Origin of the sequence: Propioniciclava tarda (assembly GCF_900182665.1) — a bacterium.
Lineage (GTDB): Bacteria > Actinomycetota > Actinomycetes > Propionibacteriales > Propionibacteriaceae > Propioniciclava > Propioniciclava tarda.
In genome coordinates, this window is record NZ_FXTL01000020.1 from 17,762 (window position 1) to 43,270 (window position 25,509).

At 69.0% G+C, this 25,509-nt stretch carries 23 protein-coding genes; 4 read left to right on the forward strand and 19 right to left on the reverse strand.

Annotated elements, in window-relative coordinates; translation table 11 throughout:
* The first annotated feature begins 85 nt into the window (after window positions 1-85).
* Together FN821_RS12595 and FN821_RS12600 are read left to right on the forward strand one after the other, a co-directional pair.
* Entirely contained in the window at window positions 86-1,453 is a 1,368-nt protein-coding gene (locus FN821_RS12595) for an MFS transporter (protein ID WP_131172906.1), read from the forward strand.
* Window positions 1,450-2,850: an MFS transporter gene (locus tag FN821_RS12600; RefSeq protein WP_131172907.1), complete on the forward strand. Its 1,401-nt coding sequence runs from the start codon at window positions 1,450-1,452 to the stop codon at window positions 2,848-2,850. Before FN821_RS12595 ends, FN821_RS12600 begins: the two co-directional genes overlap by 4 nt.
* A 10-nt stretch (window positions 2,851-2,860) precedes the next feature.
* On the opposite strand, the gene FN821_RS12605 is transcribed toward FN821_RS12600, so the two are convergent.
* The 6 genes from FN821_RS12605 to FN821_RS12630 form a co-directional block, all read right to left on the reverse strand.
* A complete protein-coding gene (locus FN821_RS12605) occupies window positions 2,861-3,610 on the reverse strand; it encodes a helix-turn-helix transcriptional regulator (RefSeq protein ID WP_131172908.1) in 750 nt (249 codons plus the stop codon).
* A 79-nt stretch (window positions 3,611-3,689) separates the two neighbouring features.
* Complete coding sequence (locus FN821_RS12610; protein ID WP_131172909.1) at window positions 3,690-4,775, reverse strand: sulfate/molybdate ABC transporter ATP-binding protein; 1,086 nt, start codon at window positions 4,773-4,775, stop codon at window positions 3,690-3,692.
* Entirely contained in the window at window positions 4,768-5,583 is an 816-nt protein-coding gene (locus tag FN821_RS12615; RefSeq protein ID WP_180319766.1) for an ABC transporter permease, read from the reverse strand. The genes FN821_RS12610 and FN821_RS12615 overlap by 8 nt, the downstream gene beginning before the upstream one ends.
* On the reverse strand, window positions 5,580-6,338 hold the full coding sequence (modA, locus tag FN821_RS12620; RefSeq protein ID WP_131172910.1) for a molybdate ABC transporter substrate-binding protein: 759 nt from the start codon (window positions 6,336-6,338) through the stop codon (window positions 5,580-5,582). The genes FN821_RS12615 and modA overlap by 4 nt, the downstream gene beginning before the upstream one ends.
* Before the next feature lie 21 nt (window positions 6,339-6,359).
* Complete coding sequence (locus tag FN821_RS12625) at window positions 6,360-6,743, reverse strand: TOBE domain-containing protein (RefSeq protein ID WP_131172911.1); 384 nt, start codon at window positions 6,741-6,743, stop codon at window positions 6,360-6,362.
* 61 nt (window positions 6,744-6,804) lie between these two features.
* Complete coding sequence (locus tag FN821_RS12630; RefSeq protein WP_131172912.1) at window positions 6,805-7,182, reverse strand: pyridoxamine 5'-phosphate oxidase; 378 nt, start codon at window positions 7,180-7,182, stop codon at window positions 6,805-6,807.
* A gap of 94 nt (window positions 7,183-7,276) precedes the next feature.
* On the opposite strand from FN821_RS12630, the gene FN821_RS12635 reads away from it, so the two are divergent.
* Window positions 7,277-7,588 (forward strand): hypothetical protein, encoded by a 312-nt coding sequence (locus FN821_RS12635; protein WP_131172913.1) that lies wholly within the window; start codon window positions 7,277-7,279, stop codon window positions 7,586-7,588.
* Between the two features lie 242 nt (window positions 7,589-7,830).
* Here the strand turns inward: FN821_RS12635 and cydC are convergent, their stop codons facing one another.
* The 4 genes from cydC to FN821_RS12655 are packed head-to-tail and all read right to left on the reverse strand — an operon-like array spanning window position 7,831 to window position 13,918.
* Window positions 7,831-9,405 carry a thiol reductant ABC exporter subunit CydC gene (gene cydC / locus FN821_RS12640; RefSeq protein WP_131172914.1) on the reverse strand — a complete coding sequence of 525 codons (1,575 nt, stop codon included), beginning with the start codon at window positions 9,403-9,405 and terminating at the stop codon, window positions 7,831-7,833.
* Window positions 9,402-11,321, reverse strand: a complete 1,920-nt coding sequence (cydD, locus tag FN821_RS12645; protein WP_131172915.1) for a thiol reductant ABC exporter subunit CydD — start codon at window positions 11,319-11,321, stop codon at window positions 9,402-9,404. Before cydD ends, cydC begins: the two co-directional genes overlap by 4 nt.
* On the reverse strand, window positions 11,321-12,388 hold the full coding sequence (gene cydB, locus FN821_RS12650) for a cytochrome d ubiquinol oxidase subunit II (RefSeq protein WP_131172916.1): 1,068 nt from the start codon (window positions 12,386-12,388) through the stop codon (window positions 11,321-11,323). The genes cydD and cydB overlap by 1 nt, the downstream gene beginning before the upstream one ends.
* Before the next feature lie 15 nt (window positions 12,389-12,403).
* Window positions 12,404-13,918 carry a cytochrome ubiquinol oxidase subunit I gene (locus tag FN821_RS12655; RefSeq protein ID WP_131172917.1) on the reverse strand — a complete coding sequence of 505 codons (1,515 nt, stop codon included), beginning with the start codon at window positions 13,916-13,918 and terminating at the stop codon, window positions 12,404-12,406.
* Window positions 13,919-14,009: 91 nt separating this feature from the next.
* On the opposite strand from FN821_RS12655, the gene FN821_RS12660 reads away from it, so the two are divergent.
* Window positions 14,010-14,468, forward strand: a complete 459-nt coding sequence (locus FN821_RS12660) for a BlaI/MecI/CopY family transcriptional regulator (RefSeq protein WP_131172918.1) — start codon at window positions 14,010-14,012, stop codon at window positions 14,466-14,468.
* Between the two features lie 7 nt (window positions 14,469-14,475).
* On the opposite strand, the gene FN821_RS12665 is transcribed toward FN821_RS12660, so the two are convergent.
* The 9 genes from FN821_RS12665 to FN821_RS12705 all read right to left on the reverse strand — a co-directional run bounded on the left by FN821_RS12665 (window position 14,476) and on the right by FN821_RS12705 (window position 25,466).
* On the reverse strand, window positions 14,476-15,597 hold the full coding sequence (locus FN821_RS12665) for a winged helix DNA-binding domain-containing protein (RefSeq protein WP_165489369.1): 1,122 nt from the start codon (window positions 15,595-15,597) through the stop codon (window positions 14,476-14,478).
* Entirely contained in the window at window positions 15,597-16,076 is a 480-nt protein-coding gene (locus FN821_RS12670; protein WP_131172920.1) for a GNAT family N-acetyltransferase, read from the reverse strand. Before FN821_RS12670 ends, FN821_RS12665 begins: the two co-directional genes overlap by 1 nt.
* A gap of 181 nt (window positions 16,077-16,257) precedes the next feature.
* Window positions 16,258-17,190 (reverse strand): type IV toxin-antitoxin system AbiEi family antitoxin domain-containing protein, encoded by a 933-nt coding sequence (locus FN821_RS12675; RefSeq protein ID WP_131172921.1) that lies wholly within the window; start codon window positions 17,188-17,190, stop codon window positions 16,258-16,260.
* Window positions 17,191-17,364: 174 nt separating this feature from the next.
* Entirely contained in the window at window positions 17,365-17,754 is a 390-nt protein-coding gene (locus FN821_RS12680; RefSeq protein WP_131172922.1) for a type II toxin-antitoxin system VapC family toxin, read from the reverse strand.
* Window positions 17,751-18,017, reverse strand: a complete 267-nt coding sequence (locus tag FN821_RS12685; RefSeq protein WP_131172923.1) for a type II toxin-antitoxin system VapB family antitoxin — start codon at window positions 18,015-18,017, stop codon at window positions 17,751-17,753. The genes FN821_RS12680 and FN821_RS12685 overlap by 4 nt, the downstream gene beginning before the upstream one ends.
* 37 nt (window positions 18,018-18,054) lie before the next feature.
* The gene (locus FN821_RS12690) at window positions 18,055-20,508 is read right to left on the reverse strand and encodes an ABC transporter transmembrane domain-containing protein (protein ID WP_241660252.1); all 2,454 of its coding nucleotides are present in this window, start codon (window positions 20,506-20,508) and stop codon (window positions 18,055-18,057) included.
* Window positions 20,505-22,241, reverse strand: a complete 1,737-nt coding sequence (locus FN821_RS12695; RefSeq protein WP_131172924.1) for an ABC transporter ATP-binding protein — start codon at window positions 22,239-22,241, stop codon at window positions 20,505-20,507. Before FN821_RS12695 ends, FN821_RS12690 begins: the two co-directional genes overlap by 4 nt.
* A 2-nt stretch (window positions 22,242-22,243) precedes the next feature.
* Window positions 22,244-22,822 carry a TetR/AcrR family transcriptional regulator gene (locus tag FN821_RS12700; protein WP_241660253.1) on the reverse strand — a complete coding sequence of 193 codons (579 nt, stop codon included), beginning with the start codon at window positions 22,820-22,822 and terminating at the stop codon, window positions 22,244-22,246.
* Between the two features lie 253 nt (window positions 22,823-23,075).
* The gene (locus FN821_RS12705) at window positions 23,076-25,466 is read right to left on the reverse strand and encodes a putative PEP-binding protein (protein WP_165489371.1); all 2,391 of its coding nucleotides are present in this window, start codon (window positions 25,464-25,466) and stop codon (window positions 23,076-23,078) included.
* Window positions 25,467-25,509: the final 43 nt, after the last annotated feature.

The window sequence follows — 25,509 nt, forward strand, 5'->3', positions numbered from 1 at the left end:
ATTTCTCGCGGAGGTCCGGGATGGGGTGTAGTGTTCTGGGCGGCCAGTTTAGACGATTGTTTTCATTCTAATTTGAGGGGAGCCAATGGAGGCCCATCCCGCCCAGCACGAACTGCGTGGCTCCGGCCGCGTCCTGACGCTTTCGACGATCGCCTTCACCCTGATGTTCGCGGTGTGGCTGATGTTCGGCATCCTCGGCGTCCCCATCCAGAAGGAGTTCAAGCTCAGCAACCCTGAGCTGTTCTGGATCACCTCGCTGGCCGTGCTGAACGGATCGATGTGGCGCCTGCCCGCCGGCATGCTGGCCGACAAGATCGGCGGCAAGAAGGTGATGGTCTTCCTGCTGTTCTCGGGAGCGGTGGCGTCCGTCGCGGTCTCCTTCGCCAGCAGCTACCCGATGCTGCTCGTGCTGGCCTTCCTGGTGGGCTTCGTCGGCAACTCCTTCAGCGTCGGCATCGCCTGGAACTCGGCGTGGTACAGCCAGCGGCGCAAGGGCTTCGCCCTCGGCGTCTTCGGCGCCGGCAACGTGGGGGCGTCCGCCACGAAGTTCATCGGTCCGGCGATCATCGCCGGGACCGCGGGGGCGACCTACTTCGGGATCATCCCCGGCGGCTGGCGCGTCATTCCGATCATCTACGCGGTGCTGCTCGTCGCGACGGCCGTCGCGATCCTGCTGGTGGCGCCCAAGGTCGATCACGTCCCTGCCTCGGGCAAGCCCATTCGCGAGATGCTCGAGCCCCTCAAGGACATTCGAGTCTGGCGGTTCAGCCTGTACTACGTCGTCGTCTTCGGGGCGTACGTGGCGCTGTCGGCCTATCTGCCGAGCTATTACGTCAAGAGCTTCGGCGTCGACCTGCAGACGGCAGCGCTGCTGACCGCAACGTTCATCTTCCCGGCCTCGCTGCTGCGTCCGCTCGGCGGCTGGGTGAGCGACCGGTGGGGGGCTCGTCGGGCCATGTACTTCACGTTCTTCGTCATGCTCGTCGCCTGCGGCGTCCTGATGATGCCGAACGGCCACATCGTCCTGCATAACCCGAACGGCTCGCAGACGGCGCTGCTGCACTACAACATCAGCTTGTGGCTGTTCGTGCTGCTGGTCTTCATCGTCGGCTGTGCCATGGGCATCGGCAAGGCCGCCGTCTTCAAGCACATCCCGACGTACTTCCCCGACAACGTCGGGTCCGTCGGCGGCCTCGTCGGGATGCTCGGCGGGCTGGGCGGATTCCTCCTGCCGCTGATGTTCTCCTACACCCAGGAGTGGACGGGCATGTGGTCGTCCGCGTTCGGCATTCTCGCCATCTTCGTCGCCCTCTCACTCGCGTGGATGCACTGGACGATCCACCGCATGCACCAAAGCTCTTCGGCGCATCTCAACGACCTACTGGAGAGGCCGCACACCGGCGTGCCCTCGTCCCCCATCACCGCACCGACCCCTGAGGAGGTCCGCGCATGACCGCAACGACAGAGCCCGCCCGCAAGGGCAACGAGTGGCTGCAAGCGTGGGACCCCGAGGACGAGAAGACCTGGGACTCCAAGCTCGCCTGGCAGACCCTCTGGATCACGACGTTCACGCTCACGATGTGCTTCGTCGCCTGGTTCCTGCCGAGCGCGATCGTCCCGAAGCTCAATGCGATCGGCTACTCGTTCACCAAGGACCAGCTCTACTGGCTCGCCGCCATCCCCGGCCTGTCCGGCGGCCTGATGCGCCTCGTGTGGATGGTGCTGCCGCCCATCGTGGGCACCCGCAAGATGGTGGCCGCGACGACGCTGCTGCTGTTCTTCCCCGTGCTGGGGTGGGGCGTCCGGTCGATGTCGCCCACCGCGCCGTATTGGGAGCTGCTCGTCCTGGCCTTCTTGGCCGGCATCGGCGGCGGCGCCTTCTCGGGCTTCATGCCGTCCACCTCCTACTTCTTCCCCCGCAAGAAGCAGGGCGTTGCCCTCGGCCTGCAGGCCGGTATCGGTAACTTCGGCGTCTCGCTCGTCCAGCTGCTCACGCCATGGATCATCGGCCTGGGCATGCTGTGGTGGCTCGGCCAGAGCCAGAAGATGAAGGTGCCGGGCAAGCCGGACCGGGAGGTTTGGTACCAGGCGGCGTCCTTCGTCTGGCTGCCATTCATCCTGATCGGCGCCTGGATCGCCTGGCAGTACCTGAAGTCGGTGCCGATCAAGGCCAACATTCGCCAGCAGTTCGACATCTTCAACAACCCGGATACCTGGTTCATGACGCTGCTCTACATCATGACCTTCGGCACCTTCTCGGGCCTGTCGGCCCAGTTCGGCCTGCTCATGGGCAACCTCTACGGCGCCGGGAATCCCGCCATCGTCCAGGGTGCTGGCGCGACCGCCAAGATCCTGGTCCAGGGCTACGCCGTGCCGGACCCGGCCGCGTTCGTCTTCCTCGGACCGCTCGTCGGCGCGGGAGCGCGGGTGCTGTTCTCGCCGCTCACCGACCGGATGGGCGGCGCCATCTGGACGTTCATCTCGGGCCTCGGCCTCATCGGCTCGATCATCTACACCATCGGCGGTCTGGTGCCGAACACGTCCTCGGCGGCGACGCTGCAAGCCGGGTTCAACCAGTTCCTCTGGGGCATGCTGGCGATCTTCCTGTTCGCCGGCATAGGTAATGCGTCCACGTTCAAGCAGATGCCAATGATCTTCGAGCGGCGCCAGGCCGGCGGCGTCATCGGCTGGACGGGCGCCATCGCGGCCTTCGGGCCGTTCCTGTTCGGCCTGGGCCTGACACTGATGCCCGCGACGACGTTCTACTGGATCGGCGTCGTGTGGGCCGCCCTGTGCGTCGTGCTCACCTGGTGGCGGTACGCGCGGCCCGGGGCGCCTAAGCCCAGCTGACCGGGGTAGATCAGGCGGGAGTGGCGGGCTGCGCGATGCGCGTCCGCCACTCTTGCGTTGCGGGGTCGCGCTCGGTGGTGATCTCCAGGTGCGCGGCGCCGAGGCTCGTCAGGGCGGACCGCAGCAGGCTCTCGTGCAGCGACAACGCGACCTCCGGATTGCGGTCCGCCAGGTAGCGCAGTGGGCAGCCCGGGAAGCCGATGTCGACGAAGCGTTGGTCCGGGGATGGCTCGACGGTGAGCGAGTAGGACCAGCGCTCCAGCAGGTCGACGAGGACGGCGATCTTGTCGATGAGAGCTTCCGTCGACAGCGCCCGCTCGTAACTGGGGGTCGAGCCGAAGCTGGCGACGAACTGCTTGACCCACCGCTCGGCTGCCTGCGCCGGCGTGACCATCTCGCCCGTCCGGAGCTGGTGAGCGAAGGCGTCGCTCAGCACCTCGGAGATGAGCTTGGCCGCGTCGTAGTTGCCGTGTGTCTCCAACTGCGACGGGTCGACGCTGTAGTGCCGACGCGGACGCCCGACGCCCAGGCGGACGTCGTGGAAACAGAGCAGGTGCGCGCCGACCAGTTGGTCGACGTGGAAGCGGACCGTCGTGACGTGCAGGCCCAGCCGCTGCCCGAGTTCGGACGCCGTCATGCCGTCGCGTCGCGCGTGCGGTTCGGTCTCCGTCGGCAGGGGCGGCAAATTCGACAGAATCGACATGATGCTCTGCCGTGCTGGAGAGTCCAACAGGGCAGCTTGGTCCAGCTCCCGCCTCATCAATGACCCTTCTCAGCATGGGGACACGTGCACTGTGATCAGCAGCATTTCAGCATAGGGGACGCGGCATGCTGTCGCGTCAATGACGCGGATACAGGAATACCTGCGTGGCCTTGACCTGAGCGTGAAGCTGATCGCCCGGCGCCAAGGATAACGCCGCCGCACCGGGGGCGCTGAGGTCCGCGGAGAGGCGCTGGCCGTTGGCGACGGTCAGGTTGACGCGGACGGTGGCCCCGCGTGGGTCCACGTCGACGACCCGGACGCCCCACGTGTTGCGGGGGCTGCCAGCCGGAGGCGTCCGGAACAGGGCGACCGCCGAGGGCGCGAAGGTCGCCATGACGTGCTGCCCGCCGACGGCGTCCTCGGGGCCCTCCCAGAGGCCCAGCACGCGGTCGTCTCCGACGAGGACGCCGTTGGCCGCGGGATCGTGCGGGTCGGCCGTCCCCTCCAGCAGGTTGACCCCGGACAGGTCGGCCAGGAATCCGGTCCGGGGCCGGGCCAGGACGTCGGCGATCGGGCCGGACTCGACGAGGCGTCCGGCTTCGAGACACACGAGATCGTCGGCGAGCGTCCAGATGTCGAGGGGGTCGTGGGTGACGAGGGCGACGGTGGCGCCACAGGCGGGCAGCCGCTCGGCCAGCAGCGCCCGCATCGCCCCCGCTGTGGCGACGTCGAGCGACGCGAGCGGCTCGTCCAGCAGCACGATCGCGGGATCGGTCGCCAGTGCCCTGGCCAAGGCGACGCGCTGCGCCTCCCCGCCGGACAGCGCGCGGGCGCGCCGGGACGCCAGCGGGGCCGCGCCGACGGCGTCCAGTTCGCGCAGGGCGCGCTCGCGGGCCTCGGTCTTGCCGGCGCCGCGCGACCGGACGCCGAAGGCGACGTTGTCGACGACGTCCAGGTGCGGGAAGAGCAGCGGACGCTGCGCCAGCAGCGCGATCGGCCGGCGGTGGGTCGGGACGTGAGCGGCGGCGTCCGACAAGACCCGGAGCCCGAGGCTGACGGACCCGCGGTCGGGGCGGAGCTCGCCCGAGACGAGGCCCACCAGCGTCGACTTGCCCGAGCCGTTGGGTCCGACGATCGCCGTGACCCGTCCGGCCGCCAAGGTGGCGTCGACGTCGAACTGGCGCGCGTCGATCGCGGCTGTGATCAGGACGTCGTCAGCCATCGGACACCCCGCTCGCTGCCCGGTTGACCAGTCCGGACACCGCCATCAAGGCTGCCGCCAGCCCGAGGAGGACGACCGACAGGGCGAGGGCGGCGTCCGGCTCGACCTCGCGGGCGAGGTAGATGGCCTGGGGCAGGGTCTGGGTGACGCCCTGCAGCGAGCCGGCGAAGGTCAGGGTCGCCCCGAACTCGCCGAGCGCGCGGGCTAACGCCATCGCGGCCCCGCTGACGAAGGCGGGCGCCAGGAGCGGCAGGGTGATCCGGGACAGGACGCGACTGGGCGAGGCGCCCAGCGTGGCGGCGACCTGCTCGAAGCCGGGGTCGAGCGTCCGCAGTGCTGCTTCGACAGCGATGACGAAGTAGGGCATCGCGACGAACGTTTGCCCGATCACCACCGCCAGCGTCGTGAACCCGATCTCGATGCCGAACGCCGAGAGGTGGGCGCCGAGCAGGCCGCGGCGTCCGAGGGTGACGAGCAGAGCGAGGCCCGCGACCACCGGCGGCAGCACCATGGGCAGGACGGCCAGGACGCGGGCGACCGCCGCCCAGGGACCCGTCGACCGGGCGATGGCGAGAGCGAGGGGCAGCCCCAGCACGATGGTCAGGATGAGCGAGGCCGCGCAGGTCTGGAGGCTGAGGGCGAGGGCGTCCACCGACTCGGGGGTGGCCAGCAGGGCGGGCAGCCGCAGCCACGGCACCCGGGTCAGCAGCCCGGCGATGGGCAGGGCCACGAACGCCAGCGCGAGCCCGGCCGGCACAAACAGCCAGCCGGGCAGGGGTCGCGCCTGCGGCGTCCGGGCTCTGCTCACGGCTTCCCGAAGCCGAACTCGGTCAGGATCGCCTGGCCCTTGGGTCCGGTGACGTAGTCGATGTAGGCCCGGGCGAGCGCCGCGTCCTTGGTGGACGCCGTCGCCGCGATCGGGTAGTTGTTCACGACCTTCTCCGAGCCAGGAATCGCCACGGCCGTGACTTTAGCGCCCGCGGACTTGGCGTCGGTGGCGTACACGACGCCGGCATCGGCCTCGCCCGAGGTGACCTTGCCGAGGACGTCGGTGACGGTCTGCTCCTGCGACACGGGCTTCGGCGAGACCCCGAGGTTCTTCTCGAGCGTCGCCAGGGCGTTGCCACACGGGACGCCCACCGCGCAGACGACGAGCTTCTTGCCGTCGAGGGAGGCGTCCAGGCCGGTGATCTTGGCGGGGTTACCCGGGGCCACCACCAGCGTCAGGACGTTGGTGGCGAAGAGCGTTGGCTTGCCGGCGGTGAGCGCGGCGTCGGTGGCCTTCTTCATGTTGGACTCGTCCGCGGAGGCGAAGACGTCCGCGGGGGCGCCGCCCAAGAGCTGGTCGACGAGGGCGGACGAGCCGTTGAAGTTGTAGCTCACCTTGGCGCCGGTCTCGGCCCCGAAGGCGTCCCCGATCTTGGTGAAGGCGCCCTTGAGCGAGGCGGCGGCGAAGACCGTGACGGTCTTGCCGGACGCGACCGCCGGCGAGGAGGTGCCGGCGGGGGCCGAGCAGCCGGCGAGGACGAGGGCAGCAGCGAGCGACGCGACGAGCTTCTTCATGGGTCTTCCTTGATCCGTGGGCTAGTTGTCGATGACGACGTTGGTCGCTTTGACGCGGGCGGTGGTCACGACGCCAGGGGCGAGGCCCAGTTCGTGGACGGCTTCGGTGCTGATCAGGGCCACGACGCGGAAGGGTCCGCATTGGAGTTCGACCTGGCTCATGACGGTGTCGGAGACGACTCGGGTCACGAGTCCGCGGAACTGGTTGCGGGCGCTGGTGTGCTCGGGTCCGCCCGGGTCGCCCGCCAGGTCCTGCGCGAACTGGGCCAACTGGACGCCGTCGACGACGCGGCGTCCGGACTCGTCCGTGGACGCCTCGAGGCGTCCGGCGTCGATCCAGCGGCGCAGAGTGTCGTCGCTGACGTTGAGGAGCTGGGCGGCGTCGCTGATCCGATACTGCGGCATGGGCAGGACAATATCACCGCATCTGCGGCGAATGGTGCCTCAAAGATCTTCGCAGGCGCGGCTAGACGTTGCGGCAGTCCTGGACGCAGCCGTCCTTGTCGGCCCAGGCGGGGCCATCGGCGTGATCGCCGGGCCGGTGCAGGATCGCCGTCTCGGGGTGCACCGTGATGGTCGATGCGTCGTGGACGCCGTGCCCGTCGACGATCAGTGTGTGCCCGTGGCGCACCGTGGGGGGCCAGACCAGGGTGACCGCAGGGTTGGCGTCCAGGTTCAACCGCGCCTGCATCGAGGTGCTCGGGATCGTCACGGAGCTCTCGGTGACGACCGGATCGACGGCGTTGACCTTGACGATGCCAGCGGACGACACCGTGAGCAGGTAGGCGTGATCGAAGTCGGCCGTGGTCTCGGCCAGCCGCGCCAGATCGACCTTGATGGACATAGGTGCTTCCTCTCCCTGGTTCGGCTGAATCTAGTCGCCAACGGTGAGTACGGCGAGGGGACGCCGGCGCCCGGCTAACGTGCTGGCCGAGCGTATGACGGTCGCCTCAGCCCTCCTGATGGTTTCGTTGACCGCGGGTTGCTCCGCCGGAACCTCGGCGCCTATCGCGCCGACGTCCACGTCGACGACTGCCACCTCCAGCACGTCTGCACCCGCGGCGCAGCAGACCCAGCTGTTCGTCGCGAACGGCGCCTGCCCGGACGCCGCCGCGATCAGCAAGCTGGCCGGAATCTCGCTCGCTCGGGTGACTCCGTCCGGGGGTTCGGGCTGCAGCTACAAGGCGGAGGACTTCGGCGTCCACCTCTGGAACAGCGACGACTTCGCTCGTGACGTGCTGCCCGTGTAGAACGGCAAGCCAGCTGACCGAAGCACCTTGCCGTCGGGGGCGCTCCGATCATTCCTAGACGGCTCTTTGGACAACACCTGCTCCGTGTGGGATCGCAGTTCATGCGGTGCGACGCCCTTGGTCACCTTCGTCACCGTGGAGACGGTAGCGGTGGTTCTCGACGGCCAGTCCAAGGCGCCTGGCTGGCTGATCGACGCCATCAAGCACGCTCGCTGGAGCGAGTAAAGGACGATCGCCCCGGGTCAGCGGCCCAGCCGGACGACCCGGTCGCAGCGGGCGACGACCTCGGGGTCGTGGGTGATGACCAGGGTGGGGCACCCGGACGTCGAGGTCCACAGGTCATCGAGCAGTGCAGCGGCGGTCTCGGGGTCGAGGTGTTCGCTCGGCTCGTCCAAAATGATCGTCGCGTAGTCGCCGACGAAGAGTCTGGACGCCGCGAGCCGCCTCGCCTCGCCGCCGGACAGGGTCGAGCCGAGTTCGCCGACGGCCAACGCAGGATCGACGGGGAGGCCAGCCCGGGCGAGAGCGTCGACGACCTGGGCCGCCGAGGCGTCCTTGTTGCCGATCTTGACGTTCTCGGCGACGGAGGTGGTGAAGATGTGGGCGTCCTGGGCGAGGTAGCCGAGGCGTCCGCGGGTGGTGACGGTCCCAGCTAGCGGCGGGATCAAGCCCAGGATCGTGGCAGCAACGGTCGTCTTGCCGATGCCGGACGGTCCCACCAGGGCGACCCGTTCTCCCGGACCGACGCGCAGGTCGAGGTGCTCGACCAGCGGCTGGCCGCCCGGCCAGCCGACGGTCACGTCATCCAGCTGGATCAAGAGGTCGGACGCCGCGGCCGCCGTCGTCTGCGGCGTCAGGTCTCCGCGTCCGACGAGCGGCTCGTCCAGGACGGACTGGACGCGGTCGAGAGCGACGCGGGCGCGGGTGAAGGTCTGGGCGGCCTTGGCGAAGTCGCCGAAGACCTCGTGCAAGGCAAGGGGAGTGAGGGCCAGGACCGCGAGCATCGTTCGGTCGAGCGTGCCGGCCGCGACGGCTGGCCCGCCGATGGCGAGGGCAGCGACGACCGCGATCCCCGCGGCGGCCACCTGGATGGCGGTCGCGATGCCCCGCGAGAAGGCCGCGCGCTGCTCGGCGCGGCGCAGGGCGGCGTCGGCGGCGATGAGGCGATCGAGGGCGGCGGCGTCCGCGCCGTAGGCAACGAGGTCGGGTGCCGTCCGGGCGAGTTCGTGGACGACATCGGCCAGTGCGCCGCGGGCGGGGACGGCTGCGGCGTCCGTGCTGCGCGAGAGTGACTGCGCGAGCAGGGGCGCGACCACGGCGGCGAGCAGCGACGTGGCCAGCAGGACCAGGGCGCTCGGCAGGTTGAACGTCGCCAGGATCGCCGTCGTGGCGACGATCACGATGCCGCCCGCGACAAGGGGCACGAACACGCGGACGACCACGTCCAAGATGGCCTCGACGTCGGCGACGACCCGGGTGAGCAGGTCGCCGCGGCGGCGTCCGAGCAGGGTGGTCTGCGCCAGGCGTTCGTAGGTCAGCAGCCGAAGCGCCGACTGCATGCGCAGGCCGAGATCGTGGCCGACGAGGCGTTCGACGTAGCGGAAGAGTCCGCGGCTGATTCCGAAGAACCGGACGCCGACCGCGGCGACCGCCAAGGCCTGCTCGGGCGGGTGCTCGGCGGCCCGGGACAGCATCCAGGCGGCGGTGCCCATCAGCGCGACCGAGGCGCCGGACGCCAACGCGGCGAGCAGCACCGATCCGGCGACCCGCAGTCGCGGGCGGTCGATGCCGCCTAGGAGCTTCCAGATCAAGTTCATCGGACGCCCCCGGCTCCGTCGGTGGGCTCAGCAAGTGGCCCTTCGGCAGGCTCAGGGGACGGCCCTTCGGTGGCCTTGGGCAACCGTCCGTTGGCTGAGCCTGTCGAAGCCCCGCCGCGATCGTCCGTGGGGCCGCCGATCTCGATGACTGCGTCCGCTTCGGCGATGACGGCGGGCCGGTGGCTCACCACGACCGCCGCGACCCCGAGTGAGCGCAGGCCGTGGAGCAGGGTGGCCTCGGCGTCGGCGTCCAGGCCGGCGGTGGGCTCGTCGAGCAGCAGCAGGTCAGCATGGCCGTGCGTGATCCGGAGGAGGGCGCGGGCCGTCGCGACCCTGCGCCGTTCGCCGGCCGAGAGACCCTGCCCGTCGTCGCCCACGGGGTGATCGAGGCTCAGTTCGGGTCCGCCGGCGGCGTCCAGGGCGGACCGCAGGTCGGCGTCCGAGGCGCCGGGGAAACCGAGGCGAACGTTGTCGCCGACGGTGCCGGAGATCATGCCGGGGTTCTGCCCGACGTACGCGAGGCGGCGCCGCCAGGAGTCCAGCGCGGTGTCGTTCAGGGGCTGACCGTCTATAAGAATGCGGCCCTGACTAGGCCGGATGAACCCGAGTAGCGAGTTCAGCACCGTTGTCTTGCCGCCCCCTGAGGGTCCGGTGAGGACCAGGAACTGACCAGGTCGGACGCTGAAGCTCACCCCCTCGACCGCCGGCGACGACGTCCCCGGGTAGGTGTGCCCCACCCGTTCGGCGGCGATCAGCCACGGACGGTCATCCCCGCTCAGGATGGTGGTGGATTCGACCCCGACATCGGGGGCAATTTCACCGCGATCTTTCGGCGCGGCCGCTACGCCAGGCTCCGCCGGGTCGATCAGCGCGAACGCGGCCTCGGCGGCCGCCATGCCGTCGGCGCTGTCGTGGTAATGCACGCCCACCTGGCGCACGGGCAGGTACACCTCGGGTGCGAGGATCAGGACGAAGAGCGCGGCGGTGAGGTCCATCTGGTCGAAGAGCACCCGGAACCCGGTCGTCACGGCCACGATGGCCACGCTCAACGTTGCGAGCAATTCCAAGACCAGGGCCGACAGGAACGAGATCCGCAGCGTGGTCATGGTCTCGGCGCGGTGCGCGGCTTCGGTGCGCCGCAGTCCCTCGGCCTGGGCGCGGGCGCGTCCGAAGACCTGCAGGGTGGGCAGTCCTTCGACGAGGTCCGCGAAGTGGCGCGCCAGCCGGGTCTGCAGCGAGAAGCGGCGGCGGGTCCGGGCCTCGGTGGTCCAGCCGACGAGCGCCATGAAGAACGGGATCAACGGCAGGGTCAACGCGACGATGACCGTGCTGAGCAGGTCGGTCGTCAGCACGGCGACGCCGACGATCACCGGTACGACCACGGCGAGCACCAGCTGCGGCAGATACTTGGAGTAGAAACCGTCGAGGGCGTCCAGGCCCTGGGTGACCAGGGTGACGAGTCCGCCGGTGGACGCCTCACAGTCCAGTGGACGCTCCAGCCGGGCGCGCATGATGTCGACCCGCAGCTGCGACTTGACGGACGCCGCCGCGCGCTGCGCGAGCCACTGGTTCAGCCAGGCGAGCACGGCCTTTCCGGCGAACACCGCAGCCAGCGGCACGAGGAAGCGCAAGGCCGGACCGGCGTCCCCGGTCGCGAAAACCCCACCGATGGACCGCGACAGGATCCAGGCCTGGGCGATGGTCAACAGGGCGCCCACGGCGCCGACGACGACCAGCGCCACCAGGAACCAGCGGGTCGCGGACGCGCGCCGGACCAGGCGGGGATCGATCGGGCCGCGACGGCGTCCGGGCCCGGACGACCCTTGGGACGCCCGCGCCGCGGCCGGATCTGTGGACGCGCCAAAGACGGCGCCCGCATCGCGGACGCCGTCCTTGGGTGTTGTGGTGGCCGACATTACGCCGGGGTCAGCTCCTTCTCGTCAGGCATGTTGACCGTGCCCAGACGACGTGAGAAGACCTTGTAGTTCCAGGCCGTGTACCCCAGGACGATCGGCACGAAGATTACCGCGGCGATCGTCATGAGCACGAGGGTCGACTCGGACGAGGCGGCGACGGTCACGTCCAGCGCCGTCTTCACCTTGGCGGAGTTGAAGCCCATGGTCGGGAACATCCGGACGAAGATCATCACCGTGACGAACGCCGTGGCGGCGGCCGTCCCGATGAAGGCGATGCCGTCACGACCCTGCTGGCCGAACCACCACGAGGCCACGAGGCCCAGGGCGGCGAGGACGAGCAGCACCCAGCCGAACAGTCCGGCGGAGTAGGCCAGCTGGAACCACAGCAGGTAGATCGCGCCGCCGACGATGGCCACGAGGCCGGCCTTGGACGCGAACGCGCGGGCCTTGTCGTGGACCTCGCCCTTGGTCTTGAGGGCCAGGTAGTTGGCGCCGTGGAACAGGAACAGCACGACCAGCACGATGCCGCCCAGCAGCGCGAACGGGCTGAACAGCTGCCAGAAGTACGGCTTGCCGTCGAGGACGTAAAGCGAGTCGTTGCCGGGAGCGGTCACCACAGGCAGGCCGATGATGAAGTTCGCGAAGCCGACGCCGAACACGAGCGCGACGATGAACGAGCCGATGCTGGCCATCCAGTCGAACGTGTTACGCCACTTGGTCTCGGGGTTCTTGGCTCGGTACTCAAACGACACGCCACGGATGATGAGGCCGACGAGGATGAGGAACAGCGGCAGGTACAGGCCCGAGAACAGGGTGGCGTACCAGCCGGGGAAGGCGGCGAAGGTTGCGCCACCGGCGGTCAGCAGCCAGACCTGGTTGCCGTCCCAGACGGGGCCGATGGTGTTGACGATGACCCGCTTCTCCTTCTCGGTCTTGCCGAGGAAGGGGATCAGCATGGCGACGCCGTAGTCGAAGCCCTCGAGGACGAGGTACCCGATCCACAGGACGCACACCAGGATGAACCAGACGATCTGCAGAGCCGTGGGGCTCGTAGCGAGAAGATTCATGGTGGTCACTCCTTCCTAGTACGCGAACGTGAGCGGGGCGTCGGCGTCGGTGAGCACCTTGGGCTCGGTGACGGCCGGCAGGCCGAGACGGACGTACTTGTTGAACAGGCCGAGCTCGACGACAGCGAGGACGCCGTAGAGGAGCGTGTAGCCGATGCAGGTGATCAGGACCTCAGCCGCGCTGACGCCGGGGGAGACTCCGGACGCCGTCGGCAGGACGCCGTTGACGAGCCAGGGCTGCCGGCCGATCTCGGTGAAGATCCAGCCGAAGCTGATGCCGAAGAGCGGGGCGAGCGGGGCGACCCAGAAGATCGTCTTCCACAGGCCGTTGTCCTTCGGGACGCCGCCCTTGCGGAGCGTCCACAGGGTGAAGGCGCCGATGGCCATGGCGAGGAAGCCGAGGCCCATCATGATGCGGAACGTCCAGTAGGACGTGGGGATGTTCGGGGCCCAGTCCCAGCCGGAGTTCGGATCGGCCTTGAGGGCGGCGATCTTCGCCTTCAGCGTGGCGTACGAGGTCTTCTGGAGCTCGTTCGTCGGGGTGATCAGCGTGCCGGACTCGTAGGCCTTGGTGAGGTCGTTGATGCCCTCGACCTTGCCGTCGAAGTTGCCGGTCGCCAGGAAGGACAGCATGCACGGGACCTTGATGATCGGCGTGACGGCCTGCTTGCCGTCCATCGAGCCGATGGTCAGGATCGAGAAGTCGGCGCACTTTCCGTCGCCGCCTTCGGTCGTGTACAGGCCCTCGGCAGCGGCCATCTTCATGGGCTGCACTTCGGTCATGATCTTGCCCTGGATGTCACCGGTGATGCAGACCAGCAGGCCCGCGCCCAGCAGCACCCACGCGCCGAACTTCGTGGCGAAGCGGTGCGCGCCGGCGTCCGGGTTCTTGGCAGCGTTGCCAATCTTCGCCAGGTGCCAGCCGCTGACGGCGACCATGAGGCCACCGACGGTCATCCACGCGCTGGTGATGACGTGGGCGAAGGTGACCAGTGAGACCGGGTTGAGCAACACGGCGCCGAAGTCGGTCATGTGCGCGCGGTTGAGGGCGGCGTCGTAGATCGCGCCGACCGGGTTCTGCATCCACGCGTTGGCGGCGAGGATGAAGATCGCGGACAGGTTGGTGCCGATGGCGGCCAGCCAGATCGAGGTCAGGTGGACCTTCTTGGGCAGACGATCCCAGCCGAAGATCCACATGCCGATGAAGGTGGACTCCAGGAAGAAGGCCAGCAGGGCCTCGAGCGCCAGCGGGGCACCGAAGATGTCGCCCACGAAGCGGCTGTACTCGGACCAGTTCATGCCGAACTGGAACTCCTGGACGATGCCGGTCACGACGCCCATGGCGAAGTTGATCAGGAAGAGCTTGCCGTAGAACTTGGTGAGACGGAGGTACTTGAGGTCACCCGAACGGACCCACAGCGTCTGCAAGATGGCGGTGATGATGCTCAGGGCGAGCGTCACCGGAACGAAGAAGAAGTGGTAGACCGTGGTGATCCCGAATTGCCATCTGGCAATGGTTTCAGCGTTCATGCGGCGCAATCTACTACCGCGCGTCGTAGCTCGCACACGTTTCTACTACAAACGGTCGTAGACGCCTCAAGCCGCCGGTACAGTGTTCCGCATGGCGGTCTTGGGTGACCTCGAGCAGCACGTGATGGCGGTGCTGTGGCGCGCCCAACGCCCCTTGTCGGTGCGTGAAACGCACGAGCTGCTGCACTACAACCGCGAGGTCGCGTACACGACGGTGATGACCGTCTTGGACCGTCTCGCCAAGAAGAACGTCGTCGCCCGCGAGCTCGATGGCCGCGCGTGGCTGTATCGCTCGCTCAAGTCGTGCGTGGACCTGCACGCCGACGAGATTCTTGGGCTCTTGGCGGGGTGCGGTGAGGGTCACGTCCGCTCGATCCTGGCTCAGATCGATGCTCGGATGGGCGAGGTCGTCGTTGCTGGGCAGGACTCCTGCATGACGACCGGCGACCCGGCCTGGACGCCGCCCGCCCGGTCCTGCGCCTTCCTGGCCGCCTGTCGCGCCGCCGAGCTGAACTGCGGCGACTGCCCGTCGTCTCGGGCCGCCAGCTAGCGTCCGGTCAACGTCGGGGGCTGCGGACGCCCCAGGGCACCGGCCCGTCCTCGTAGGTCACGATCGTTTCCGGCTGCGTCATCCGGGACGCCGCATCCTCGGCCGCCGCGTGGACGCGCGCGCGGGCGGCGTCCGACAGTGAAGAGGCCAGATCCAGGCGGATCGTGAGGCGTCCGGGCTTGGCGGTGCGCTTCCAGGACCCGACGTCTTCGAGGCTGTCCAGGACGGGTCCGCCGCCGGCCTCGGACCAGCGGTAGGGGGCTTCGCCGAGTGGATGGCTGGTGGTGCGGGGCCACGCCACGTCGCGATACGACAGGAATGCCTCATCGAACGTGCTGAGGAGAAGCGCCGGTTGGCGGGTGACGGGGAGGGCGGCGTCCGGGGCGAGGTAGAGGGCGACGCCATCGACGGTGACTGAGACGATGCTGTCGTCGGCCGCGAGGGCGCGCAGCGCCTCGGTCTTGGTGACGTTCACCCAGCGCATCAGGTCGCCGACGCTGACGAGTCCGTGGGAGGTGACGAAGCGTCGGACCAGCTCGGCCACCAGGTCGTCGCGGTCGCGTCCGGACGGTGGGGCGTCCCACGGGGCGTAGGTGTGTTCGCCGTCGCGGAGCGGCCCGGAGGCGATGAGTCCGAGCACCTCGGCCTGCATGAGGACGTGGGTGACCCGCATGCCCAGCTCGGCGTCGCGGTCCAGGATTCCGTCGGCGACGAGGACGTCCCACAGCTGTTTGCGCGTGGCCGGTTGGTGGGCGACGGCCGTGACGACGGCGTCCAGAGCGGGGTTGAGGATCTCGGGCGGCAGGCCGAGGCGCTGCAGCCGGGAGGCGACGCCGGTGACGATGCGGCGTCCGGTCAACTCCAAAAGCCAAGCTAAGTCGTCGCGGAGGACGTAGTGCCAGGTCGGGCGCAGGACGTGGGTGCGGACGATGCGTCCGGCGTCGATCGCGGCCTCGACCTCGGTGACGTGGCAGTCGGCGCGCTGAGCGATCGCCAGGCGGGCCAGCGGCGCGTCCTGGGACTGAACGGCCAGCAGCTCGCCGACGACCTGCTCCGGCGTGGACGCCGCCGGACCCCACAGCCGCTGGTTCGCCAGGCGGGCGGCCAAGATGTCGGGCGCTCCGGCCATCATGTGACCCGCTCGGGACCGAGGGGAGCGAGGGCCATGACGAGCTGCAGTGTTGGGCCGTCCCAGCTGACGAGGGCGAACTCCTCCAAGGGAGTGAAGCCGAGGGCGAGGTAGAACGCTCGCGTCTCGGCGTACCCCTCGTCGGGAAAGCTCTCACCGACCGTCTTCACCTGCAAGAAGCGGACGCCGTCGCCTCGAAGGTCGTCGACCACGGCATGGACGAGTTGCCGCCCGATGCCCGAGCGGCGCAGGAGTGGGTCGACGGCCATGAGGTACAGCTCGGCTGATTCGGCGTAGTGGCGCTTGACGAGGGCCACCCCGAGGGTGCGGTCGTCCTGAACGGCCAGGTAGCTGGGCATCGTGTCGCCTGCCGCGACGTATCCGTCGATGGCGTCCGGGATGCCGAACCAGGAGGGGAGAGCCTCCAGGAGCCGCCGAACCCCCTGAGGATCGCTCCGCTTCTGCACCTGCACCGTCATGAAGCCATCACAGCAGATCCGGCGGCAGAGTCCGAGCCAGGACCTATGCGTTGGAGTCCGGGCACGTTTCACGTCGTTAACAGCACGTTCATACCCCCATGTGGGCATGTGAACGTGCTGTTAACGTCCCGAGTGGGCATCGGCAAGCTGGCACGCGCGCGCCCGGGACCTCTGGCACGCCTCAAGAGGTGCAACTCGGGCAGGGCTTGATCACGTCATTCCAGCCGCGAAGTTGGAGCGAATTTCCCAGCTGGCCAGCAAGCTGACAGGGCACCGTGCGGATGTCATAACTGCCGTAGCGAAAGGTTGTGAGGAGATGCGCGGCATGGGAGTTGTCGCGCCGAAAGTCCCGTAGGCGCCCATCGACGTGTCCGCGCTCTCCATCGACTTCGGCGATCACCCCGTACGGCTCGTAGAGGATGTCGAAGCGAGATCGCCCCCTCTTGACTTGCCGAAGCCCCTTGGGGAGCCCATGGGCACGCTCAACATCGCGACGGAAGATGAACTCGAGATTGCTTTCGATCCCCTGAAGGTCGGCGAGTACCTCGAGTAGTTCCGTCTTGTCCCGCTGGCGATCCCGATGTCGAAGGACGGTCTCGATGCGTTTGGGGGTCGTCCTGCCGAGCCGCACGGCGTCCGTGACGTTGCCCACGAATGCCTCGAGGGAGTGATGGCGTGCACCATCCAACAAGGCGTCTTCCAGTCTGATGAGAGGCAGGGTGCCGCGGGCATGCGCTAGCCGGCGACGTCCGTCCCGGACGACTCGGAATGGTTGGGGCAGCGAGCGCCACGGGTCTGGAGGCACCCACACGTCGACCTCGGAAGGCTCGCGACCGATCCCTTGCGCGAACAGGCAGGCCGACCCTCCGATCGCGGAAGGGTCGCCGGCCAACAGGTGGCCAATCCAGAGCCGCTGATCAAACGTGGGTACGGAAGCGCCCCGCATGTAGATGCCGTTCTGGGTGCGCGTCCAGCGTTCGTCGCGCACCAGAATGCTCAAGGCCTTGTCGCTCAACCCAGCCTCAACCGCCTGGGCCCTAGAGATAACGCCCCTCTGTTGGCTCAGGAGTCTGCGCGCGGCGTCGGAGATGATCACTCGTCGATTCACGCCCACACATTGGGCTCGAGGGCCGGGATTCTGTCACTGTCCACAGATGTTTCTTGGGCCCAAGGGCCTCACCCGCCAAACCTCGACGACGCTTAACAGCACGTTCACACACCCCTATGGGCGTGTGAACGTGCTGTTAACGCGATCCGCCGAAGGGTTGGACGCGACGACCGAGGCCGTTCATGGACGGGCTGGAGCGACGTCGGTGTGGGTGAAATCGTCACCGGTGAACAGCAGGGGCTCGCCCTGAGTCACGCTCAGGGCGTAGGCGAAGCAGTCGCCGTAGTTCAGTCGTGCCGGTGAGCCGGAGCCTCGACCGTAACGTCGATAGGCGAGCCGGGCGATCTCTGCTTGCCGCACCGTCACCGGCACGATCTCGATCTCGAGCGCGTCGATAATCTGGTTGAGGCGCTCGCCGTGCCGTGCGGATCGTGCATCGGCAACGATGCCGACCTCGACCCAGGACGCGGCGGACATCCGACACGGGCCCTCAGCAGCGCGAGCGAGCAGGGCGTCGGCGTCCGGTTCGCCCTCGACGATCGCCATCAGAGCGGACGAGTCGACGATCATCGGGGCAGCCCCTGGTCGTCGTAGAGGTCGTCGATCGACGCCACCACGCGCGCGTCGACGCCCGGGTCCGCGCGGTATTCCACGGCGAGGCGTCGGGCCACGTCTAGGCGCCTCCGCGCACGCCCGGTCGATGGGTCGGCCCCATAGTCACGCAGCAGTCGCTCCAAGGCCTCTTCGATTGCGGCCGTCTGGGATTTGCCCGTCAATTCAGCGGCCTGGCGAGCCAGTTGATGCACGTGCTCGTTCTTGATGTTCAGAGCCATGGTGTAACTCTACCTAACGCGAGTTACACCTTCTACCTCACTTGCCGACAGCCCCGCGCATCATCCCGGGGCCGCCCACCGGAGCGCCCGCCGGAGTGGCGTCGTCCTCGGTGATCGCCGCGTTGAACTGGCTCTGGTAGAGGTCGTAGTACGCCCCGCGGGCGGCCATCAGCTCGCGGTGGTTGCCCTGCTCGACGATCGCGCCGTCGGCCATGACCAGGATCACGTTGGCGTCCCGAATGGTCGACAGGCGGTGGGCGATGACGAAGGACGTGCGTCCGGACCGCAGCGCGTTCATGGCCCGCTGGACCAGCAACTCGGTGCGCGTGTCCACCGACGAGGTGGCCTCGTCCAGCACCAGGATCGCCGGCTCGCTCAGGAACGCCCGCGCGATCGTGATCAGCTGCTTCTCGCCCGCGGAGACGTTCGAGCCCTCCTCGTCGATCACCGTGTCGTAGCCCTCGGGCAGTGAATGGACGAACCGGTCCACGTACGCCGCCTTGGCCGCCGCCAGCACGTCCGCCTCGGACGCCCCCGGGCGCCCGTACGCGATGTTGTCGCGAATCGACCCGTGGAAGAGCCACGTGTCCTGCAGCACCATGCCGATCTGACCGCGCAACTCGGACCGGGGCACCGTGGCAATGTCGACGCCGTCGATGGTGATGCGTCCGCCCTGCAGCTCGTAGAAGCGCATCAGCAGGTTCACGATCGTCGTCTTGCCCGCCCCGGTCGGACCCACGACGGCCACCGTCGAGCCCGGGTAGGCGACGAACGACAGGTTCGTGATGAGCGGCTTGTCCGGGTTGTACGAGAACGACACGTCCTCGAACGCCACGCGTCCGGTCAGGGGCACGGGCAGCGAGCCGGACGCGTCCGGGGTCTGCTCGTCGGCGTCCAACACCTCGAAGACGCGCTCGGCGGACGCGACGCCCGACTGCAGCAGGTTCGCCATCGAGGCGACCTGCGTGATGGGCTGGGTGAACATCCGCGAGTACTGAATGAACGCCTGGACGTCGCCCAGGTTCATCTGGCCGGACGCGACCCGCAGCCCGCCGAACACCGCGATGGCTACGTAGTTCAGGTTCCCGATGAAGAACATCAGCGGCATCATGATGCCGGAGATGAACTGGGCCCCGAACGCCGACGCGTACAGCTTGTTGTTGTGCTCGGCGAACGCGGCCTCGACCTCGCGCTGGCGTCCGAAGACCTTGACCAGCGAATGCCCGGTGTAGGCCTCCTCGATGGTGCCGTTCAGCTGGCCGGTCGACTTCCACATCTGGACGAAGCGGCCCTGGCTCTGCTTGCCGATGATCATCGCCACCCCCATCGACAGCGGCACGGCGATGAGGGCAATGAGCGCCAGCTCCCACGACGTCCAGAACATCATCACCAGGACGCCGATCAGCGTGAGCAGGTTGGCGATCAGCTGCGACAGGGTCTGCTGCAGCGACTGGGCGACGTTGTCGATGTCGTTGGTGACGCGCGAGAGCAGCTCGCCGCGCGGCTGGCCGTCGAAGTATTTCAGGGGGAGGCGGTCGAGCTTGTCGGCGACCTGCTTGCGCATGCGGTAGACGGTCCGCTGGATGACCCCGTTGAGGATCCAGCCCTGCCCCCACATGAACAGCCCCGACACCGCGTACAGGCCGACGGCCAGCAGGACCCAGAACGACAGGTTCGTGACGTTGATGCCCTGGCCGGGGATGAAGTCGAGCTTGGCGGCCATGTCGGCGAACTGGGTCTGCCCGCTGGAGCGGAGCAGCTCGATCGCCTGCTCCTTCGTGACCGAGACGCCCGCGGGCAGCTTGGCCCCGATCGCCTGTCCGATCACGCCGGCGAAGATCACGTTCGTCGCCTCGCCCAGGATGCGCGGCCCGACGACGCTGAACAGCACGCTGACCAGGGTCATGACCAGCACGAGCCCGACGAGCACCCGCTCCGGACGCAGCATCCGCAGCAGTCGCCGCATCGACGGGCCGAAGTTGATCGCCTTCTCTGCCGCCCGCATGCCGCCCATCGGCCCGTGGCCGACGCTGCGGGGCGCGTCCTTCGGCCGCTCGGCGGCCTTCGTGATCTTCTCGTCCGGACGCACGTCCACCGCGACCGTGTCTGGCCTGGGTCCGGACGCCGCAGCGCCCGTTCCGCTCTGGTCCTGCTTCGCCTCGGACGCCGTCGCGCCGGTTGCGCTCGGGTCGGGCAGTGCCGGGGACGCCGTCGCGCCGGTTGCGCTCGGGTCGGGCATGGCCGGGGACGCCGCAGCGCCAGCTCCGCCGACGTCCGGCAATGTCGGGGACGCCGGACGCGCGACGTCCGCGGGGGCCGGCTCGAGGCGTCCGGGAGGAAGGTCGACGTCGTCGTCCAGCCGGGGCGGGGTCAGCGCCGACCGGGCCGGGATGTAGTTGTCGAAGTCGGACGCCGACAGTCCGGACGAGCGCCGAGGGACGTAGGTGTCGGGGCTCTCGGCGCCGCCGCGCTTGGGCTTGTAGTCGCTCACGCGGCCACCTCCTCTGCCTTGAACTGGCTGTCGACGATCTCGGCGTAGGTCGGGCAATTGACGAGCAGCTCGGCGTGCGTGCCGCGTCCGACGATCTCGCCGTCGTCCAGGACGATGATCTGGTCGGCGTTGCGGATCGTGGAGACCCGCTGGGCGACGATGAGAACGGCGGCGTCCGCGGTCTCGGGGGCCAGGGCGGCGCGCAGGCGCGCGTCCGTGGTGACGTCGAGGGCCGAGAACGAGTCGTCGAACACGTAGATGTCGGGACGCTTCACCAGCGCCCTCGCGATCGAGAGCCGCTGCCGCTGACCGCCGGAGACGTTGGTGCCGCCCTGGGCGATAGGGGCGTTCAGGCCGCCGGTCATCTTCTCGACGAAGTCGCGGGCCTGGGCCACCTCGAGGGCGTGCCACAGCTCGGCGTCGGTGGCGTCGGGCTTGCCGTAACGCAGGTTCGAGGCGACCGTCCCGGTGAAGAGGTACGGCTTCTGCGGGACGAGTCCGATCTTGCTCCACAGCAGGTCCGGATCGATCTTCGCGACGTCCGCACCGTCGACCTCGACGACGCCCTGCGAGGGGTCGAACAGGCGCGGGATCAGGCTGATCAGCGTCGACTTGCCGGCGCCCGTCGAGCCGATGATCGCCGTGGTCTCACCCGCGCGGACGGTGAAGCTGATGTCCTTGAGCACCGGATGCTCGGCGCCCGGGTAGCTGAACGACACGTGGTCGAAGCGCACCTCGCCGGTCGCGAACAGCGCCACCATCGGGTGCTCGGGCGGCCGCACACTCGACTCGGTGTCGAGCACCTCGCGGATGCGTCCCGCGCAGACGGAAGCACGCGGGGCGATCATCAGCATCATCGTCGACATCATCACGGCCATCAGGATCTGCATGAGGTACTGCAAGAAGGCCGTGAGCTGGCCGATCTGCATCTCGCCGGCATCGACCCGCAGGCCGCCGAACCACATCACCCCGACCGAGCCCAGGTTCATGACGAGCATGACGGTGGGGAACAGCGTCATCATGCGGCGTCCGACGCGCGTGGCGGTGTCGGTCAGGTCGTGGTTCGCGGATGCGAACCGCTGCGCCTCGTGCGGCTCCCGGACGAACGCCCGGATCACGCGGAGGCCCGAGATCTGCTCGCGCAGCACCCGGTTGAGCTGGTCGGTGAGGGTCTGCATGCGCTTGAACAGCGGCATCGTCTGGATGATGATCGTGCCGATCACCAGGGCCAGCACGGCCACCGCCACGGCGATGAGCCACGACAGGCCGACGTCCTCGCGCAGGGCCATGATGATGCCGCCGATCATCATGATCGGGGTGCTCACGATCAGCAGCAGCGTCATGTAGACCATCTGCTGCACCTGCTGGACGTCGTTGGTGTTGCGGGTGATCAGCGACGGAGCGCCGAACTTGTTGACCTCGCGCGAGCTGAAGCCCAGCACCCGATGGAAGATGGACGACCGCAGGTCGCGACCCATCGACATCGCCGTCCGGGAGCCGAAGTAGGCGGCGCCGATCTGTCCGAAGACCTGCGCGAGGGTGATGGCCAGCATCAGCGCGCCCGTGCGCAGGATGTAGTCGTTGTCGCCCTTGGCGATGCCGGTGTCGATGATCGCCGCGTTGAGGGACGGAAGATACAGCGAGGCGGCGACCTGCACCAGTTGCAGGACCATCACCATGGCGATGAGACCCCAATAGGGCTTCAGGTAGTCACGCAGCAGTTTGGTGAGCAATGTCAGCCCTTCTCGGGTTTCGTGAGGCCGTACAGAAGTATGGAGGCGACGGCGTCCGGGTCGGTGGACGGCGTCGCGAACAGCGAGCCGAAGCTCATGGCCAGGATGGGTCCGGCGGACGCCTCCGGGCTCGTCGCGAGGCGTCCGGCATGGGGGGCGATCGCGGTGGCGATGGCGTCCAGGGTGCGCTCGCCCTTCTCGCGCCGGGACGCCTCGTCGTGGCCGTGGTGCGGGAGGGCATCCGCGTCCAAGGGGAGCAGCGCCAGCAGGCGATGCGTGGTACGGGCGTGGTCGGTCAGCGTCGAGACGATGTCGACGACCGTGGCGCGCAGGTCGTCGCGCGGCGGCAGCGCGCGCAACTCGTCGATCACGGCGCCGGGCGCGAGGGCGCGCGCGATGGCTTGGTCGATCAGCTCGCCTTTGGAGTGGAACACCCGAAAGATGGTGCCTTCGGCGATCCCGGACGCCTCCGCGATCTGGCGCGTGCTGACGGCGCGTCCATGAGCCAGCAGGAGCGGAACGACGGCGTCCAGGATCGCCTGCCTGCGCTCGGCAGGCGGCATCGGATGGGCGCGGCTCACGTTGCGACACTATAGGTGAGTGAGCACTCACTCATCGAACGACACGGCGCCCGGTGCAGCGTCGCGTCGTGGAGGTGGTCGCACCGCGTCGCGGGGTCGGGCGGGGCTTCGACAAGCTCAGCCAACGACAAGCTCAGCCAACGACAAGCTCAGCCAACGGAGTTCTGGTCCCTGAGCTTGTCGAAGGGTCGACCCTCTTCCACCAGCGACAGGCGATGGCGCGGACTGGGGGCATCGACCAGTGAGTGAGCGCTCACTCACTGACCTGGCGCACCGCCTGCTTGATCTGAGCCACCATCGGCGGCCGCACGCTGAGCTCGCTCACCCCCAGCGAGACGAGCCGGGCGACGGCGTCCGGCTCGTTGGCGATCGATCCGCACACGGCGATCGGTTTGCCGGGCAGACCGCGGCAGGTGAGCTCGATGAGGTCCCAGACGGCGGGGTCATCGAGGGACGATAGCCGCGACACGGCCGCGTTCGTGCGGTCGCTGGCCAGGGTGTACTGGGCGAGGTCGTTGGTGCCGATGCTGACGAAGTCGACGAGCCCGGCGAAGTCGGCCGCCCGGATCGCCGCCGCGGGCACCTCGACCATGATGCCGACCGGCAACTCGACCGGGCCTAGCCCGGCGAGGGCCTCGTCCAGGACGCCGCGGGCCCAGCTCACCTCCTCGGGACGCGTGACCATCGGGAACATCACCCGAATCGGGGTCTCGCGCGCGGCCATCGCGATGCCGCGCAGCTGCTCGGCGAACAGGTCGCGGGCCTTGCGCATCGTCCGGATGCCGCGCTCGCCGAGCGCCGGGTTGGGCTCGCGGCTCGGGGTGAAGAAGGCCACGGGCTTGTCACCGCCGGCGTCCCAGGTCCGGATCGACAGCGGCCCGCCGATGGTCTTGCCCAGCGCGACGTAGACCTCGGCCTGTTCCTCCGCCGTGGGCGCCTGGCGGCGGGCGGCGAACAGGATCTCGGTCCGGACCACCCCTGAGCCCTCGGCCCCGGCCGCGGCGGCCGCGAGGGCGTCCGCCAGCGACGAGACGTTCGCCTCGACCAGGACGCGGCGCCCGTCGAGGGTGTAGGCCGGTTCGTGCGCGCGCGACAGGGCGGACGCCGCCGCCTCCATCCGCTCGGCGTTGAGGCGCTCGAGAGCGGTGACCAGCGTCGGATCCGGGTCGAGCCATAGCTCGCGCGTCACCGGGTCGAACGCGACGTGCCGTCCCTCGGCGAGCGCGCGCGCGTCCTCGCGTCCGGTCAGCACCGGGATGCCGCGCGCCTCGGCCGTCAGGGCCCCGTGCCCGTGCGCGCCGCCGGTCGTGGTGATGACGCCGAGGCACAGGCGCTGGTCGAGCCGGGTGGCCGTGGCGGCGTCCAGCTCTTCGACGAGCCAGACGCACGGCTCGCCGGGGTCGTCTTCGGCGAGCGGCTTGCGCATCAGGGCGAGCAGAAGCAGCCGCCGGACGCTGCGCACGTCCTGGGCGCGCTCGCGCAGGTAGGGGTCGGTGAGAGCGTCCAGCTCGCGGGCCAGCCCGGTCAGGTGTTCGACGACGGCATCGACGGCGCTGAAGCCCTCGGTGATGCGTCCGACCACGGCGTGCGCCAGCTCCCGGTCGGACGCCAGCAGCGCCTGCGCGTGCAGGATTCCGGCCGAGGCAGTGCGGGTCAGTGCGAGGGCGTCGAGGTAGTCCTCGACCTCCTCGACGGCGTCGTTGAAGCGCGCGAACTCGATCTTGGGGCTGCCCGGGTGGTAGCCGTCCACGGCCGGCACCGACGTGCGCCGATGGATCGGCCCGACGACGATCTGGGTTCCGGACGCCGTCGGCGCCGGCGTCGCTCCGTTCCCGACGGCCAGCTCGGACGCCGCGGGCTCACGCGGGGCGCGGGGCGGGCGGCGGCGTCCGCTCGTTTCACCGAAGTCGCGGGCGGCGAGGTCGGCCAGGATGTTGCGGACCTTCTCGGCGTCCGGCCCGGTGATGCGTGCCTCGAGGACGTGGCCGCGCCGGATCTCGAGGGCCGCCAGGGCGCTGAGGCTGCCGGCGGCGGCGGGGCCGCGTCCAGTGGTGGCGTTGCTGATCAGGACGTCCGCGTTCAGCCCCCGCAGGGAAGTGACGATCGCCGCCGACGGGCGGATGTGCAGGCCGTGCTCGTTGTTGACCGGCGTCCGCCAGGTGAGGCTGACCGGCCGGGCCTTGGCCTGGGGCCGGGGCGCCTGGAGGCGCAGGGGGGTGGCCGAGGTTGCACCGTCCGGGTTGAGGCGGCGCGCCTTGCCGACCAGGGCCTGCCGGGCCTCGACGGCGACCGCGTCCAGACCGACGCCGCTGGCGGCCGCGGTGACCGCGGCGAGCAGGCCTTCGACGAGGGGGCCGGAGGAGATCACGACGCGATCGGCCAGGTCGGCGTCCAGGAACCGGACGGCCAGCTCGGCGCTCATGATCGCGCTGCCGCCGTCCAGCAGCACCAGGACCCCGGCGTCCGAGTCGACGGCCTTGATCGCGACGGAAATGGCCGCCGCGTCCGTGCCGAAGCCGCCGTCGGTGGTGCCGGCCGCCACCGCGATCTCGGGCGCGGGGCCGGCGGGCAGCAGGCCGGAGGCCAGCGCGACCGCCGCTTCGGCGAGCGGGCGACTGTGGCTGACGACGACGATGCCGATCACGGATGCGTCCCGGCAGGCGAACGCCTGTCCCCAGCCACCGCGT